At 72.4% G+C, this 14,641-nt stretch carries 12 protein-coding genes; 7 read left to right on the top strand and 5 right to left on the bottom strand.

What is annotated here, in order from left to right; genetic code table 11:
• Positions 1-82: 82 nt before the first annotated feature.
• Both ACFTZC_RS33595 and ACFTZC_RS33590 read right to left on the bottom strand, forming a co-directional pair.
• Positions 83-2,017 (bottom strand): AAA family ATPase, encoded by a 1,935-nt coding sequence (locus tag ACFTZC_RS33595; RefSeq protein WP_382896219.1) that lies wholly within the window; start codon positions 2,015-2,017, stop codon positions 83-85.
• 361 nt (positions 2,018-2,378) lie between these two features.
• Positions 2,379-3,008, bottom strand: a complete 630-nt coding sequence (locus ACFTZC_RS33590) for a hypothetical protein (RefSeq protein WP_382896217.1) — start codon at positions 3,006-3,008, stop codon at positions 2,379-2,381.
• Between the two features lie 411 nt (positions 3,009-3,419).
• On the opposite strand from ACFTZC_RS33590, the gene ACFTZC_RS33585 reads away from it, so the two are divergent.
• Positions 3,420-4,787 carry a peptidase C39 family protein gene (locus ACFTZC_RS33585; RefSeq protein ID WP_382896215.1) on the top strand — a complete coding sequence of 456 codons (1,368 nt, stop codon included), beginning with the start codon at positions 3,420-3,422 and terminating at the stop codon, positions 4,785-4,787.
• A gap of 34 nt (positions 4,788-4,821) precedes the next feature.
• On the opposite strand, the gene ACFTZC_RS33580 is transcribed toward ACFTZC_RS33585, so the two are convergent.
• On the bottom strand, positions 4,822-5,844 hold the full coding sequence (locus tag ACFTZC_RS33580; protein WP_382896213.1) for an alpha/beta fold hydrolase: 1,023 nt from the start codon (positions 5,842-5,844) through the stop codon (positions 4,822-4,824).
• Positions 5,845-6,065: 221 nt separating this feature from the next.
• Here ACFTZC_RS33580 and ACFTZC_RS33575 point away from each other — a divergent pair, with 221 nt between their 5' ends.
• Entirely contained in the window at positions 6,066-6,743 is a 678-nt protein-coding gene (locus tag ACFTZC_RS33575; RefSeq protein WP_382896211.1) for a TetR/AcrR family transcriptional regulator, read from the top strand.
• Positions 6,744-6,858: 115 nt separating this feature from the next.
• Here ACFTZC_RS33575 and ACFTZC_RS33570 read toward each other — a convergent pair whose 3' ends face one another.
• The gene (locus ACFTZC_RS33570) at positions 6,859-8,142 is read right to left on the bottom strand and encodes a glycoside hydrolase family 18 protein (RefSeq protein WP_382896209.1); all 1,284 of its coding nucleotides are present in this window, start codon (positions 8,140-8,142) and stop codon (positions 6,859-6,861) included.
• Positions 8,143-8,528: 386 nt separating this feature from the next.
• On the opposite strand from ACFTZC_RS33570, the gene ACFTZC_RS33565 reads away from it, so the two are divergent.
• Positions 8,529-9,701 carry an acyl-CoA dehydrogenase family protein gene (locus tag ACFTZC_RS33565; protein ID WP_382896207.1) on the top strand — a complete coding sequence of 391 codons (1,173 nt, stop codon included), beginning with the start codon at positions 8,529-8,531 and terminating at the stop codon, positions 9,699-9,701.
• 7 nt (positions 9,702-9,708) lie between these two features.
• Here ACFTZC_RS33565 and ACFTZC_RS33560 read toward each other — a convergent pair whose 3' ends face one another.
• Complete coding sequence (locus ACFTZC_RS33560) at positions 9,709-10,107, bottom strand: hypothetical protein (protein WP_382896205.1); 399 nt, start codon at positions 10,105-10,107, stop codon at positions 9,709-9,711.
• 226 nt (positions 10,108-10,333) lie between these two features.
• Here ACFTZC_RS33560 and ACFTZC_RS33555 point away from each other — a divergent pair, with 226 nt between their 5' ends.
• From ACFTZC_RS33555 to fxsA, 4 genes are all read left to right on the top strand, one after another.
• Positions 10,334-10,774 carry an Lrp/AsnC family transcriptional regulator gene (locus ACFTZC_RS33555; RefSeq protein ID WP_382896203.1) on the top strand — a complete coding sequence of 147 codons (441 nt, stop codon included), beginning with the start codon at positions 10,334-10,336 and terminating at the stop codon, positions 10,772-10,774.
• A 129-nt stretch (positions 10,775-10,903) separates the two neighbouring features.
• Positions 10,904-12,544, top strand: a complete 1,641-nt coding sequence (locus ACFTZC_RS33550) for an amidohydrolase (protein WP_382896201.1) — start codon at positions 10,904-10,906, stop codon at positions 12,542-12,544.
• 575 nt (positions 12,545-13,119) lie between these two features.
• A complete protein-coding gene (locus tag ACFTZC_RS33545) occupies positions 13,120-13,908 on the top strand; it encodes a polyprenol monophosphomannose synthase (RefSeq protein WP_382896199.1) in 789 nt (262 codons plus the stop codon).
• 73 nt (positions 13,909-13,981) lie between these two features.
• Positions 13,982-14,566 (top strand): FxsA family membrane protein, encoded by a 585-nt coding sequence (fxsA, locus tag ACFTZC_RS33540; RefSeq protein WP_382896197.1) that lies wholly within the window; start codon positions 13,982-13,984, stop codon positions 14,564-14,566.
• Positions 14,567-14,641: the final 75 nt, after the last annotated feature.

Below are 14,641 nucleotides of genomic sequence, written 5' to 3'. Positions count from 1 at the left end.
CGTAACCGGGACTCGGCGCCCGAGGTCTCAGGGCCCCGAGGTCCGAGGCCCTGGGACCCGGCCACCGCCGGGACCCGGCGGGTCATGTACCCGTCGGGTCCTGGGGGCTCCGGCCCGCCGGGCCGCGCCCCGAGAGCACCTCGCCGTACGCCTGCATCAGATCGGGCAGCCGCAGCGTGGCCAGGTCATCGCGCGTAGGCGTACCGCTGTAGCCGGACAGCCGCAGATCGCGGTAGGCGCAGCTCTTCTCGTACAGCGTCCGGACGAACCGGCCGTTGCCCAGCTCGTCGATCCATCCCTGGTCGACCACGTGTCCGCTGATCGAGCGCAGCTCGTCCACGGACTCCTCGTCCCACAGGTCACCGTTCTCGGCGGCCAGCACCCCGCCGATCGCGGTCAGTTCGAGCGGCCGGTAGCTCGGGAAGTCGACCCGGCTCGTGAAGCGCGAGGAGAGCCCCGGGTTGGTGGCGAGCAGCCGGTCCATGCCCTCCGGGTAGCCCGCCAGGATCACCACGAGGTGGTCACGGTTGTCCTCGGCGCGCTTCAGCAGCACCTGAAGGGCCTCGTCGCCGTAGGCGTCGCCCTTGCTGTAACCGGAGTTGGAGAGGCTGTACGCCTCGTCCACGAAGAGCACCCCGCCGATCGCCGAGTCGATCAGCTCGTTCGCCTTGACGGCGGTCTGGCCCAGGAACTCGCCGACCAGGTCGGCCCGTTGCGCCTCGACGAGATGGTCCCCGCCGAGCAGCCCGAGCGCGTAGAAGATCCGTCCGAGGATGCGCGCCACGGTGGTCTTGCCGGTGCCCGAGGGGCCCGAGAAGACAAAGTGACGTTTCGGCGGCTGGACCGGAAGCCCCTGGCCGGCCCGCAGCCGCGCCATACGCAGCTGTGCGGAGATCGCCTTCACCTGGCGCTTCACCGGTTCGAGCCCGACCATCCGCTCCAACTCGGCCAGTGCCTCGGCGAGCAGCGCGGGATCCGTCGGCCCCTCGGGGAAGCGCGGCGCCGTCGGCTGCGCGGGCGGGGGCGGCAGCTTCTCCCGCAGCGCGTCGGGCGCGACGGGCGGACCGCTGCCGCCGAGCGGTGGCGCCGGCTCCCGGCCGAGCAGGATGTCGGAGCCGAGCGGCCCCTCCGGCTCGCTCCCCGACTGCGCCTGGGACTGGGCCTCGGCCACGTCCGCCGCGTCCTGGCCGAGCCCGGCCAGCGACACGGAGGCCAGCCCCAGCGGGTCGTCGGGGCCCTCGTAGCCGTCGTACCCGTCGGAGTCGGTGATCGCCGCGAGCCGCGCCGCGGTGTCCATGAACGCCGGGTCGAGCCGGTGCACGGCCCGGTAGAGCGGCAGGGCGGCGGCGCTGCGCCCGGTGCCCTCGTGGGCGCGGGCCAGCCAGTACCGCAGCTCCTTGCGCTGGGGCTGCTCGCTGCGGCACCGCATCAGCGCGGTGGCGAGCAGCGGCTCGGCCTGGCCGAACATCTCCAGCCTGACCCGGGCCATCCCGCCGAAGAGACCCGCCTCGATGCCGAGCAGCGGGTCGTGCACGAGCTGCTCCGTGTGGCGGCACAGCTGTTCCCAGTCCTTGACCAGATAGGCGCGGCAGGCGTGCAGGAAGCGGACCTGCGGATCGGTGTCCACCGGCGGCAGCCCCGCCAACGCCCGGTCCAGCTCGGGCACATGGCGGCCGTCCAGCCAGTGCGAGGCGTGCGCCAGCCGCAGGTCGCGCCCGCTCTCCAGGACCGGCTGGACCCACCAGCCCAGCCAGTACCACGAGTTCAGGGTGCGGCGGTGGCGGGTGCGCTGCTCGCCGAAGCGGTCGCGATGGCGGTACATGTGGAGCAGGGCGGTGGTGGTCTCGACGCGCAGCGCGTGCAGCCCGAGCCAGCCGTCGGCCATCCCGGGATCGAGCCGGACGGCTGTCCTGAACTCCTCCTCCGCCTGGGGGTACGCCCCCATGGTGTAGGCGTCCACCCCGCGCACCCAGGCGAGGTCGGCCGGGGCGCCCGTGCCCTGCGTGCCGATATCCATCAGGTCCCCCACAAACCGTGCCCCCGTGATGTCCCGCCGGGCGGGCGCCCGTCGGCAGCGTACTGAACCACCATGACGCGGACGGGAATTGACCGCACTCAGAGGCATCGTACCTGCGCAGAGTGTGTGCGACTAAGGGCGCCGCGCACCGGGTCGCGCGGTGACCCAGGGTGAGCGGGTGAGGCGGTACGGGGCCGGGAACGCGGCGAAAAGGGCAGAACGAAGCCCCCGATCACGGGGGAACAACCGGGGGCTTCGCGTCTGGGGCGGCTCCGAAAAGCCGCACATTAAGAACGTAAGACCTGTCCCGCCCGCTGGTCAAGCCGAGTTGGGCACTCGGTGCGCGTCGATTTCCGACTGCTCAGTATGGCGGCGTCAACCGGTCACAGTGGGTGATGGTTTGGTCCTGCCTCGCGGTCGCGCGAGACGCTGGGCGTATCACGTACCCCTCGTGCCCCTCATGTACCAGAGCATCGGAAAAGGGACGAGTTGGGTCCGTCGCGAAATGGCGTGTCTCCGCCACCGTCCAGCCGTCCCAGAAGGCGGACTGCGCCGCTCCGTCCCGGCGGCGCCCCCGCTCCCAGGACTCCTCGGCCCCCCGCTCCATCCAGAACAGCCCGGCGAGATACGGCCGCAGCGCCCGCCGGCCGGCCCCGACCCCCTCCACCACGACCACCGGGGCGGCGGGCAGCACGCGCGGCGCGGTGAAGCGGCGCAGCGTCCAGTCGTACGGGGTGTACCGCGCGGCCTCGCCCCGCGTGAACGCCTCGATGACCTGCGCCGTCAGCCGGGGCAGCCACGCGAAGAGCTCCTCGTGGCTGGCCACGTCGTCCAGCCGCAGCACGGGTGCGCCGCCGAGCGCCGCCGCGAGCCGGGCCGCGAAGGTGCTCTTGCCCGAGCCGGCGTGACCGTCCACGGCGATCAGCCGCACCGGGCCGCAGGAGGGCGGCAGGTCGCGCAGTCGCGCGGCCACGGCGGTGAGGTCATCCATCCGACCATCTTTCGAGGGAACCTCCGGATGTATCCGAAGGCGGCGCGAGGCGCCGTAGTAGGTTGATTTCCTGCCTGCGGGCAGCGGGCAGGGCTTGTCCGGGGCCGATCGTCAGGACCGGCGTGAAGCCCCTCCGATTTATCGGTAGGGGAGGAGTCACATGGCCCAGCGTACGAGCTGAGCCGAGGCACCGGGGTGGCCTTGCGCCGGCCCACGAGCCGGGGCGCCCTGAGCGGTGCCCCGGCCGCCCCAGGCCATGCCACTGGCGCAGACCAATATTGGTCGGGCGACGCGAGACGAATCGCTGGCAGAAGCCCGCCGGGAGCCGCGATAGTGGACGACTGCCGTCCGACTCTTCGCCACTCCGCCTCTTCGCCTCTTCGCCTCTCCGCCCGTCGACCGGAGGTTCCGATGCCCCGTCCCCCCTCGCGCAGAACCGTTCTCGCCGCCGCGCTCGCGGCCACCGCCGCCACCGGGACGGGCGCGGCCCTGCCGGCCGGCGCCGCGGAGGCGGCTCCCGGGGCCCCCGCCGCCCCCGCGGGGCCGCTCGTCGACAACGCGTTCTGGACCTCGTACGCCGACTGGCGGGCCGGCGCCGCGAACGGGGTCCGCGCCGTCTCCGGCGCCCGGCCCTCGCTGGTCATCGCCACCCCGGCGGGCTCCACCACGTACGCCGATCCGCACACCGGGAAGACCACCCCGTGGGAGTACGCCACCTGGACCTCCCCCCTGTACCACCCGAAGGTCCCCGCCACCGAGGTGATCGCCTCCTGGAACGCGTCCACCCCCGCGGGCACCTGGCTCCAGGTCGAACTGCGCGGCCGGTACGGGGACGGCACCGACACCCCGTGGTACGTGATGGGCCGCTGGACCTCGGGCGACGGGGACGGCGACATCCGGCGCACCTCCCTGGACGGCCAGAGCGACGGCCGCAGCTCCATCTGGACCGACACCTTCGCCGTGGACGACGCGGCGAGCGGGACGCGCCTCGTCGCGTACCGGCTGCGCCTCACCCTCCACCGCACCCCCGGCAGCGGCCTCACCCCGGTGGTCCACCGCGTCGGGGCGATGGCCTCCGACATCCCGGACCGGTTCACCGTCCCGGCCTCCACGCCGGGGCTCGCGCGCGAGCTGACCGTGCCGCGCTACTCGCAGAACACGCACATCGGGCAGTATCCCGAGTACGACAACGGCGGTGAGGCGTGGTGCAGCCCCACCTCCTCGCAGATGATCATCGAGTACTGGGGGCGGGTCCCCACCACCGAGGAACTCGCCTGGGTGAACCCGGACTTCGACGACCCGCAGGTCTGCCACGCGGCCCGGTACACCTACGACTACCAGTACGAGGGGTGCGGCAACTGGCCCTTCAACGCCGCGTACGCCGCCACGTACCGGGAGCTGAGCTCCGCCGTCACCCGGCTCGGCTCGCTCGCCGACGTGGAGACGCTGGTGGGCGCGGGCATCCCCGTCATCACCTCGCAGTCCTTCCTCAGGGAGGAGCTGACGGGGGCGGGTTACGGCACCTCGGGCCACCTCATGACGGTCATCGGCTTCACGGCCGAGGGCGATGTGATCGCCAACGACCCCGCCTCGCCCAGCAATCCGGCCGTGCGGCGCGTCTACCGCCGGGCCGAGTGGGAGACGATCTGGCTCCGCACCAAGCGGTACAACGCCTCCGGCAACGTCGCCTCCGGCACGGGCGGGGTCTGCTACGTCTACTGGCCCGTAAAGCCGTCCGCCGCGCAGAGCCGGGCACTGCGGGCGGTCGGCCTGGTCTGAGGTCCGCCGCGAGGACCGGGCGGCGCGGGCCGGATCAGGGACGGTGCGGTGACGCGGGCAGCGTACGCAGCCACTCCACGAGGAGCCCGTTGACCTCGTCGGGGCGCTCCTGCTGCACCCAGTGGCCGCAGCCGTCGAGAAGGTGCGAGGAGATCAGGCCCGGCAGCGTGGTGGGGTACGCCGCGATGGCCTCCGCCATCCAGGTGGTGGAGGCGTCGAGCGTGCCGCCGATGAAGAGCGACGGCTGGCGGACGGGCGCCCCGTCCCACGGTGCGAGATCCTCCCAGTCCCGGTCGACGTTGCGGTAGCGGTTCAGCGCCCCCGTCAGCCCGCTCCGCTCGAACTCGCCCGCGTAGACGTCGAGATCGGCCTCCGTCAGCCAGGAGGGCAGCCGGTCACCGGGGAAGCGGTCGGAGAGCTTCGCCCCCTCGGGCACGAAGAAGAGGCTCTCCTCGCCGGCCGGCCGCATCGTGTCGGCCGACAGCCCGGCGTAGAACCCGGCCAGCCATCCCCGTACATCGGGCTCGATCTCCGCCTCCGCCCGGCCGGGCCGCTGGAAGTAGCTGACGTAGAACTCCTCCGCCCCGCCGAGCATCCCGAAGGCGTCGCTCGGCCGGAAGCCGTTCCTCGGTGAGTACGGGACGCTCAGCATTCCCACGGCGGTGAAGACATCGGGCCTGAGCAGCGCGGAGTTGGCGGCGATGGGGGAGCCCCAGTCATGGCCGACGACCACCGCGCTCTCCGCGCCGAGCGCGCGCACCACACCGACGTTGTCGGCGACGTGGGCGAGCATCCGGTACGCCGCCACATCGGCCGGCTTGGACGAGCGCCCGTAGCCGCGTACGTCGACGGCGACGGCGTGGTACCCGGCGGCGGCGAGCGCCGGAAGCTGGTGGCGCCAGGAGTACCAGGACTCGGGGAAGCCGTGGACGAGCAGGACCAGCGGACCGGTGCCCTGTTCCGCGAGATGGATCCGGCCGCCGGGGACCTCCACCAGCCGGTGCCGCACGGCCGGGTTCTCCATCGGCGTCGCTGAGGCCGCTGACACCGCCGGCATCCCTGACATCCCTGGCATCGCCGCTCCTCGATCGGGGTATGTGGTCCCACGATCATCCGCACGGGGCCGGCGCGCCCGCAAGATTTGTTGCTGGTCCGGCAAACCCGTACCGTCGCGCCGGCCCTCCGCCGACCACACTGTGGTACCCCGCGTCCACTCTGCAATACTGCGGGGATTCCTGCGGGGGAACACCGTGGCAGCCGGAGACCAGGACGCGGATTTTGAATCGTAGTCAACAGCGTGGACCGTCCCTGCGATCACAGGTACGGCGCTCCGAACTCATCGCAACCGGCCGGAAGTTGTTTGCCGACACCTCGTACGACGCGCTGTCGATGGACGACATCGCGCAGCACGCGGGCGTCGCCAAAGGACTCATCTACTACTACTTCAAGAACAAGCGCGGCTACTACCTCGCCATCGTCGAGGACTCGGTCGCCGAACTCGTCTCGCTCGCCTCCGACGGCGCCGAACTGCCGCGCACCCAGCGGGTGCAGCGCACGGTCGAGGCGTATCTGCGCTTCGCCCAGTACAACGAGGCGGCCTACCGCACCATCGTCACCGGCGGCGTCGGCTTCGACACCCAGGTCCAGGCGATCCGCGACGCGGTCAGGACCGGCCTGGTCGCCACGGTCGCCCAGGGCGCCTACGGCCACGACGACATCCCGCCGATCGCCCGGCTCGCCCTGCTCGGCTGGCTCAGCAGCGTCGAGTGGCTCACGCTCGAATGGCTGGAGCACCGGGAGGAGCTGCGCCGGGAGATCCCCCGCGACCTGCTCGTCCGGATGCTGCGGCACACCCTCAACACCATCGAGGAGTTCGCGCCGGAGTGCCCGGCCCCGCCCCAGGACCTCGAATGGGTCCCGTTCACGGGCCGCGGCCCCGGGCAGGACGCGCCGTAGGGCCCCGGCGCACGGAGAGAGAAACCGGACGCCGGGGGCGGGGGCCGATCGGGCGCCCCGCCCCCGGCGCGTTCCGGGGCCGTACTCCTGCGGGATCCGGTGGGATCCAGCGGGTCTAGTCGATGGACTTGATCAGCTCGCCGTCCGCGGTGTCCCCGCTCAGCTCCCAGAAGAAGGTGCCGCCCAGGCCCTGCTGATCCTTGTACGCCATCTTCCCGGCGATGGTGGCCGGGGTGTCGTAGCTCCACCACTGGTCGCCGCAGTGGGCGTACGCGGTGCCGCCGACCGTGCCGCTCGCCGGGCAGCGGTCCTTGAGGAGCTTGTAGTCCTCGATGCCCGCCTCGTACTTCCCGGGCGCCGCGCCCGTCGCGGTGCCGCCCGGCTCCGCCTGGCCGACGCCGGACCAGCCGCGCCCGTAGAAGCCGAGGCCCAGCAGCAGCTTCTCGGACGGGATGCCGAGGCTCTTGAGCTTGGTGATCGCGGTGTCCGAGTCGAAGCCCTGGGTCGGGATGCCCGCGTACGAGGTCAGCGGCGAGTGCGGGGCGGTGGGGCCCTGCGCGGCGAAGGCGCCGAAGAAGTCGTACGTCATCGGGTTGTACCAGTCGAGGTACTGCGCGGCGCCCGCGTAGTCCGCCGCGTCGATCTTCCCGCCGTCCGTGCCGTCGGCGGTGATCGCCGCCGTCACCAGGTCGGAGCCGAACGCGCCGCGCAGCGCCGCAGCCATGTCCCTGAAGGCGTCCCGGCCGCTGCTGTCACAGGTCAGCCCGCAGGCGTTGGGGTACTCCCAGTCGATGTCGATCCCGTCGAACACATCGGCCCAGCGCGGGTCCTCCACCAGCGCGCGGCAGGACTGCGCGAAGGCCGCCGGGTTCTTCGCCGCCTCCGCGAAGCCGCCGGACCAGGACCAGCCGCCGAAGGACCAGATCACCTTGAGACCGGGGTGCATCGCCTTGAGTTTGCGCAGCTGGTTGAAGTTGCCCCGCAGCGGCTGGTCCCAGGTGTCGGCGGCGCCGTCCACACTCTGGTCGGCCGTGTACGCCTTCTCGTAGTCCGCGTACGAGTCGCCGACGGCGCACTTGCCGCCGGTGACATTGCCGAAGGCGTAGTTGATGTGGGTGAGCTTGCCGGCCGAGCCGGACGTCTCGATGTTCTTCACGTGGTAATTGCGGTCGTAGACACCCCAGTTGGTGAAGTATCCGATGACCTTGTCCCCAGCGGCCCGGGCCGGCGCGGCCGGCACGGCAGCGGCCGTGGCCGGTGCCTCGGTGGTCTCGCCCGCCGAGGCGGTGCCTGCCGAGGCGGTGCCCGCCCCGGAGAGCAGCGTCACGCCGAGAACGGCGGTGCACGCCGCGGCGGTCAGCGCCCGGAAGCGGGAACGGGAAGGGTGGAACCTGAGCATGGAGTCTCCTCGTGGGGGAGAGGAAGGACAAGTGGGGGGAGTCGGGATCCTGCCACGGAGCCGACCGGGCAGGAATGTCAGGTGTGTTGAGGGGGAACGTTAGAAGGACTAGACCAGTGTGGTCAATGGTTCGTACCAACCCGCTTTCCTTCCGCGAACGCCGCCCGGCCGCGCCGGGTGCGTGATCGCCGACCCGTGACGAAGCCCCGCCGATCGGGCATACTCAACGCGCCACAGCTGATGATCAGCCCCCGCCGTGATCCGGCAGGGCAGCATCGGCGAGGCAGGAACGACCCGTCCGGGGCCATTCCCGGACCCGTGCCGGCGACGTGACGCACACCCCGCGCGCGTTCGCCGCAGCGCCCGACAGGGAGGAGAGCGCCGCCATGTCCGACCGCGCCCCGCGACCGGTGGACCGTCTGCTGCCCACCGATGAGGCTCAGGACCTCATCGCCCTCGTACGCGACATCAGCCGGCGGGAGATCGCCCCCACGGCCGCCGAGGAGGAGGACGCCGGGCACTTCCCGCGCGAACTCTTCCGTCTGCTCTCCGACTCCGGCCTGCTCGGCCTCCCCTACGACACCGCCTACGGCGGCGGGGGCCAGCCGTACGAGGTCTACCTCCAGGTACTCGAAGAGCTGGCCGCCGCCCGGCTCACCGTGGGGCTCGGCGTCAGCGTCCACACCCTCGCCTGCCACGCCCTCGCCGGCTACGGCACCAAGGCCCAGCAGGCCGAACACCTGCCCGCGATGCTCACCGGCGGTCTGCTCGGCGCGTACTGCCTCTCCGAACCCGCAGCCGGCTCCGACGCGGCCTCGCTCCGCACCAGGGCCGTACGGGACGGCGACCACTGGGTCATCACCGGCACCAAGGCGTGGATCACCCACGGCGGTGTCGCGGACTTCTACACGGTGCTGGCCCGGACCGGCGGGGACGGCGCGCGCGGCATCACCGCGTTCCTCGTGCCCGGCGACGCGCCGGGGCTGAGCGCGGCCCCGCCCGAGAAGAAGATGGGCATGAAGGGCTCGCCCACCGCCCAACTCCACTTCGACGGCGTACGGGTGGCCGACGACCGCCGGCTCGGCGAGGAGGGCCAGGGCTTCGCGATCGCGCTCTCCGCGCTCGACTCGGGCCGCCTCGGCATCGCCGCCTGCGCCGTGGGGGTCGCCCAGGCGGCACTGGACGAGGCCGTCGCCTACGCCACCGGACGGCGGCAGTTCGGCAGGCCCGTCGCGGACTTCCAGGGGCTGCGCTTCCTGCTCGCCGACATGGCCACCCGTATCGAGGCCGGACGCTCGCTCTGCCTCGCGGCGGCCCGGCTGCGCGACGCGGGGCGGCCCTTCTCCCGACAGGCCGCCATGGCCAAGCTGTTCTGCACCGACGCGGCCATGCAGATCACCATCGACGCCGTACAGGTACTCGGCGGCTACGGCTACACGGCCGACTTCCCGGCGGAGCGCTATCTGCGCGAGGCGAAGGTGCTGCAGATCGTCGAAGGCACCAACCAGATCCAGCGGATGGTGATCGCCCGCCATCTCGCGGGCCCGGAGACCCGCTGACGGAACCTCAGGCGGCGTGCCGGTGCAGCGACGGCACCTTGAACGGGCGCGAGCCCGGGCCGCCGACGTGCGAGAAGGGCTGCGTACGCCAGTCGAGCCCCTGGGGGAGCGTCAGCAGCAGCCCGGTCTCCTGCTCCTGGGCCTCGTACGACGCGTCGGCGGGCCGCGCCTCGGAAGCGGCGCGGCCCGTACCGGCGCACACCGACAGCACGAAGGGGTTCCACGGGGTGGGGCACAGCGCGTGCTCCGGAAGGGTTCCCTCGTCGGCGAGGAGCGCGATCGGCTGCACGCAGTCCGGGCAGACGACCCGGTACATCTCGAAGGTGTCGTAGGAGTCGATCTCGTCACTGTCGTCGAGATCGACGGGAACCGGCTCGGTACGTCCGGCGCGCTTAAGGCTCTGCATGGAGACATTCCCCCTCGGGTGGGCCGACCAGGCTCGTGTGGTCTCGACCACAGCAAGCACTTCCCGTCGCGCGCGCCAGGTAACCGTAAGGTCTCGACGGACCCGGCCACAGCTCTGTGGTCTTCGTCACATGCCAGCCGCAGGTGCGCGCGGAAGCGGCCTCCCCGCCGGGCGTGGCGCCGCTCCGACTGTGCCGGAACGGCCCCGGGGCCATAGGTTGATCCGCATGGAGGAGCTGGATCGACAGATCGTGGAATTGCTCGTCAAGGACGGCCGGATGAGCTACACCGACCTGGGCAAGGCCACGGGCCTGTCCACCTCGGCGGTACATCAGCGCGTACGCCGCCTGGAACAGCGCGGGGTGATCCGCGGTTACGCCGCGGTGGTCGACCCCGAGGCCGTCGGCCTGCCCCTCACCGCGTTCATCTCGGTCAAACCCTTCGACCCCAGCGCCCCCGACGACATCGCGGACCGGCTCGCCGGGATCGCCGAGATCGAGGCGTGCCACAGCGTCGCGGGCGACGAGAACTACATCCTCAAGGTCCGGGTCTCCGCCCCGGTGGAACTCGAACACCTCCTCACCCGGATCCGCTCACTGGCCGGGGTCTCCACCCGCACCACGGTGGTCCTCTCCACCCCCTACGAATCCCGGGCGCCTTCCTTTTAGGGGCTCGGTTCGCCTCCGGGGCGCCCCCTCGGTGCCAGGTCTTCCGCCCGCTGCCGGAGGCCGCTGATGGGCTCAGTCAGCGCCCGGAGGCGAACCGAGCCCTCAAGAAAAGGGGGGAGACTGGTGGGCATGAGTGATCGCACCGCCTCCCCGGCCGACCATCGCACCGTGCTGCTGCGCCGTGGGGAAGTCCACAGCCCCGCCGACCCGTTCGCCACCGCCATGCTCGTGGAGCGCGGGCATGTCGCCTGGGTGGGTTCCGAGGGGGCCGCGGACTCCTTTGTCGCCGGGGCCGACGAGGTCGTCGACCTGGACGGCGCGCTCGTCACCCCCGCCTTCACCGACGCCCATGTGCACACCACGGCGACCGGCCTCGCGCTCACCGGGCTCGACCTGTCCGGCGCGGCGAGCCTCGCGGAGGCGCTCGGGCTCGTACGGGCGTACAGCGCGGCGCGGCCGGACGAGCGGATCCTGCTCGGGCACGGCTGGGACGCCGAGCGGTGGCCCGAGCGGCGGGCTCCCACCCGCGCCGAACTGGACGACGCTGCCGGGGGCCGGCCCCTCTACCTGCCGCGGGTCGACGTGCACTCGGCGGTCGTGACCACCGCCCTGCTCGACCTGGTCCCCGGCGTCACCTCCCTGGCCGGATACCGCGCCGAAGGGCCCCTGACGGCCGCCGCCCACCACGCCGTGCGCGAGGCCGCCCACGGTGCCGTCAGCGCCCGTCAGCGCACCGAGGCGCAGCGCGCCGCCCGGCTGCGGGCCGCCTCCCTCGGGATCGGCACGCTCCACGAGTGCGCGGGTCCCGAGATCTCCGACGAGGAGGACTTCACCGCCCTGCTGGCGCTCGCCCGGGACGAGCCGGGCCCGCGGGTCCACGGCTACTGGGCGGAGCCGGTCGGCGACGAGAAGGGGGCCCGGCGCGTTCGGGAGCTCGGCGCGGCGGGCGCGGCGGGCGACCTCTTCGTGGACGGTTCGCTCGGTTCGCACACCGCCGCCCTGCACGAGCCGTACGCCGACGCCGCCCACACCGGTACCGCGCATCTCGACGCCGCCGCCGTCTCGGCCCATGTGACTGCCTGTACGGAGGCGGGACTTCAGGCCGGATTCCACGCCATCGGCGACGCCGCGATCAGCACGGTCGTGGCCGGGGTGCGGGCTGCCGCCGAGCGTCTCGGGCTCGCGCGGATCCGCGCCGCCCGGCACCGGGTCGAACACGCCGAGATGCTCACCCCGGAGACCGTCGCCGCCTTCGCCGAACTCGGGCTCACCGCTTCCGTGCAGCCCGCCTTCGACGCGGCCTGGGGCGGCGACGAGGGCATGTACGCGCGCCGGCTCGGCGTCGAGCGGGCCCGTACGCTCAACCCGTACGCGGCGCTGCTGCGCGCCGGGGTGCCGCTGGCCCTCGGCTCCGACAGCCCGGTCACCCCCCTCGACCCGTGGTCGACCGTCCGGGCCGCGGCCTTCCACCGCACCCCCGGTCACCGGATCTCCGTACGGGCCGCGTTCACCGCCCACACCCGGGGCGGCTGGCGGGCCGTCGGGCGCGACGACGCGGGGACCCTGGTGCCGGGCGCCCCCGCCGACTACGCGCTCTGGCGGACCGAGGAACTGGTCGTCCAGGCCCCCGACGACCGGGTGGCGCGCTGGTCGACGGATCCGCGCTCCGGGACGCCGGGACTGCCGGACCTCACGCCGGGGCGTCCGCTGCCCGTGTGCCTGCGGACGGTGGTCGCCGGGCAGACCGTCTTCGTGGGCCCGAACGAGTGACGTAGGGACATTTCGTACCGCCGACCGATGCTTTCCGGCCTCGGCCACGACCTGCGGATCTTCCGCACTGACCTGGTGTTTCAGGTCAACCTCGCAGGTCAAAGCGGTATTGACAGCGAGCCGCCACCGGCGGGTAGGTTCGGCCGGGTCCACCACAGGACGTCCGTCCGGCAACCTCCACACACGTCGTCGAACGCCGCTGGGCCATGGGGCGGTGTGCCGCACCGGCGCACCACCACTGGGAGCCAGGTCCAGCGCCCGCGTCTCGGAGGCGAGGGAAGGTTTCCGCCGGCCGGCAGGTGCGACCCGGACGGGGCCCCGGCGTTCAGTAGACAACGGCTTTCGGTCGATCCGCAGCCAGCGGGTCCCAGGTCGGCCCGAAGGACGCCGGGTCCCGGTCCGCAGCCCCGCCCCGTGTCCGCACGCTCCGTACGGGAGCCCACGGCCGGCCGTTCCCCTCCGTCATCTCCGGACATCACCTCTCAACTCGTCCGACACCGGGCCACCACCGTGCTCGGGGGCCCCTGTCCGCTCGCTAAGCTGAGATGTCTGCGTACGGCGATGAAGGGGCAGCAGTGAACGACGGTGGCCAGAGGCGGTACGGCCCGCTCGGTACAGCCTTGGTGATCATCCCGACCTTCAACGAGGCCGAGAACATCACGCCGATCGTCTCCCGCGTGCGCGCGGCCGTGCCGGCGGCCGACATCCTCATCGCCGACGACAACAGCCCCGACGGCACCGGCAAGATCGCCGACGAGCTGGCCGCCGAGGACAGCCAGGTCAAGGTGTTGCACCGCAAGGGCAAGGAAGGGCTCGGCGCCGCCTATCTGGCCGGATTCCGCTGGGGCATGGAGCACGGCTACGGGGTCCTCGTCGAGATGGACGCGGACGGCTCCCACCAGCCCGAGGAACTGCCCCGCCTGCTGACCGCGCTCAAGGGCGCCGATCTCGTGCTCGGCTCACGCTGGGTGCCGGGCGGGCGCGTGGTCAACTGGCCCAAGACCCGGCAGATGATCTCCCGGGGCGGCAGCACCTATTCGCGGGTCCTGCTCGGCGTCCCGATCCGCGATGTCACCGGCGGCTACCGGGCCTTCCGCAGGGAGACCCTGGAAGGGCTCGGCCTCGACGCCGTCTCCTCCCAGGGGTACTGCTTCCAGGTCGATCTGGCCCGCCGCGCCGTCGACGCCGGCTGCCATGTGGTCGAGGTGCCCATCACCTTCGTCGAACGCGAGCTGGGCGACTCCAAGATGAGCAAGGACATCCTCGTCGAGGCGCTGTGGCGGGTCACCGCATGGGGCGTCGAGTCCCGGGCGAACCGGCTGCTGGGCCGCAAACCGGCCGGACCGAACGGTCCCGCGGCCTGACCCCCTCGCCGCCCATGATCGTCAAGGGCTCCCCGGCCCGCCGTAACGGCCGGCGCCCAGGCACACTGGAACCATGACGACCGCGCACTCGCCCCGGCCCGTTCCCAAGCGCTCACGCGCCCGCACCCTCCTCCCGCTCGCCGTCGCCGTCTGGCTGGTGCTGGAGATCTGGCTGCTGACCGTGGTGGCCGAGGCCGCCGGCGGATTCACCGTCCTGTTCCTGCTCGTCGGCGCGGTTGTACTCGGCGCCGTGGTGATCAAGAGCGCCGGGCGCCGCGCCTTCCAGAACCTGACCGAGACGCTGCAGCGGCAGCAGCGCCCCGGCGCCGCAGCCGAGCCCGAGGCGGCCACCGGCTCCACCGGCAACGGCTTCCTCATGCTCGGCGGCCTGCTGATCATGATCCCCGGGCTGATCACCGACGTGCTCGGCCTGCTGCTGCTCGTACCGCCGGTACGGAAGGGGCTCGGCCGGTACGCGGAGCGGTCCATGGAGCGCCGGATGAACGCGGCGGGCCCCGGCACCCTGGGCGACGCCTTCCAGCAGGCGCGGATGCGCCGGCCCGACGGCAAGGTCGTCCAGGGCGAGGTCATCAAGCAGGACGAGGCGCCCGAGCGGCGCCCCGAGGACGAGGGCCCGCGCCCGCCGCTGACCCCGTGACCCGTGCCGTGACCGTACGCGCCCGCTGACCGCCTGGCGAACACACGCCGCGGGCCGCGTCACACAGTTCGTGTG

The sequence above is a fragment of the Streptomyces sp. NPDC056987 genome (assembly GCF_042673865.1).
GTDB lineage: Bacteria > Actinomycetota > Actinomycetes > Streptomycetales > Streptomycetaceae > Streptomyces.
This window is presented reverse-complemented; position numbering and strand designations above follow the sequence as displayed.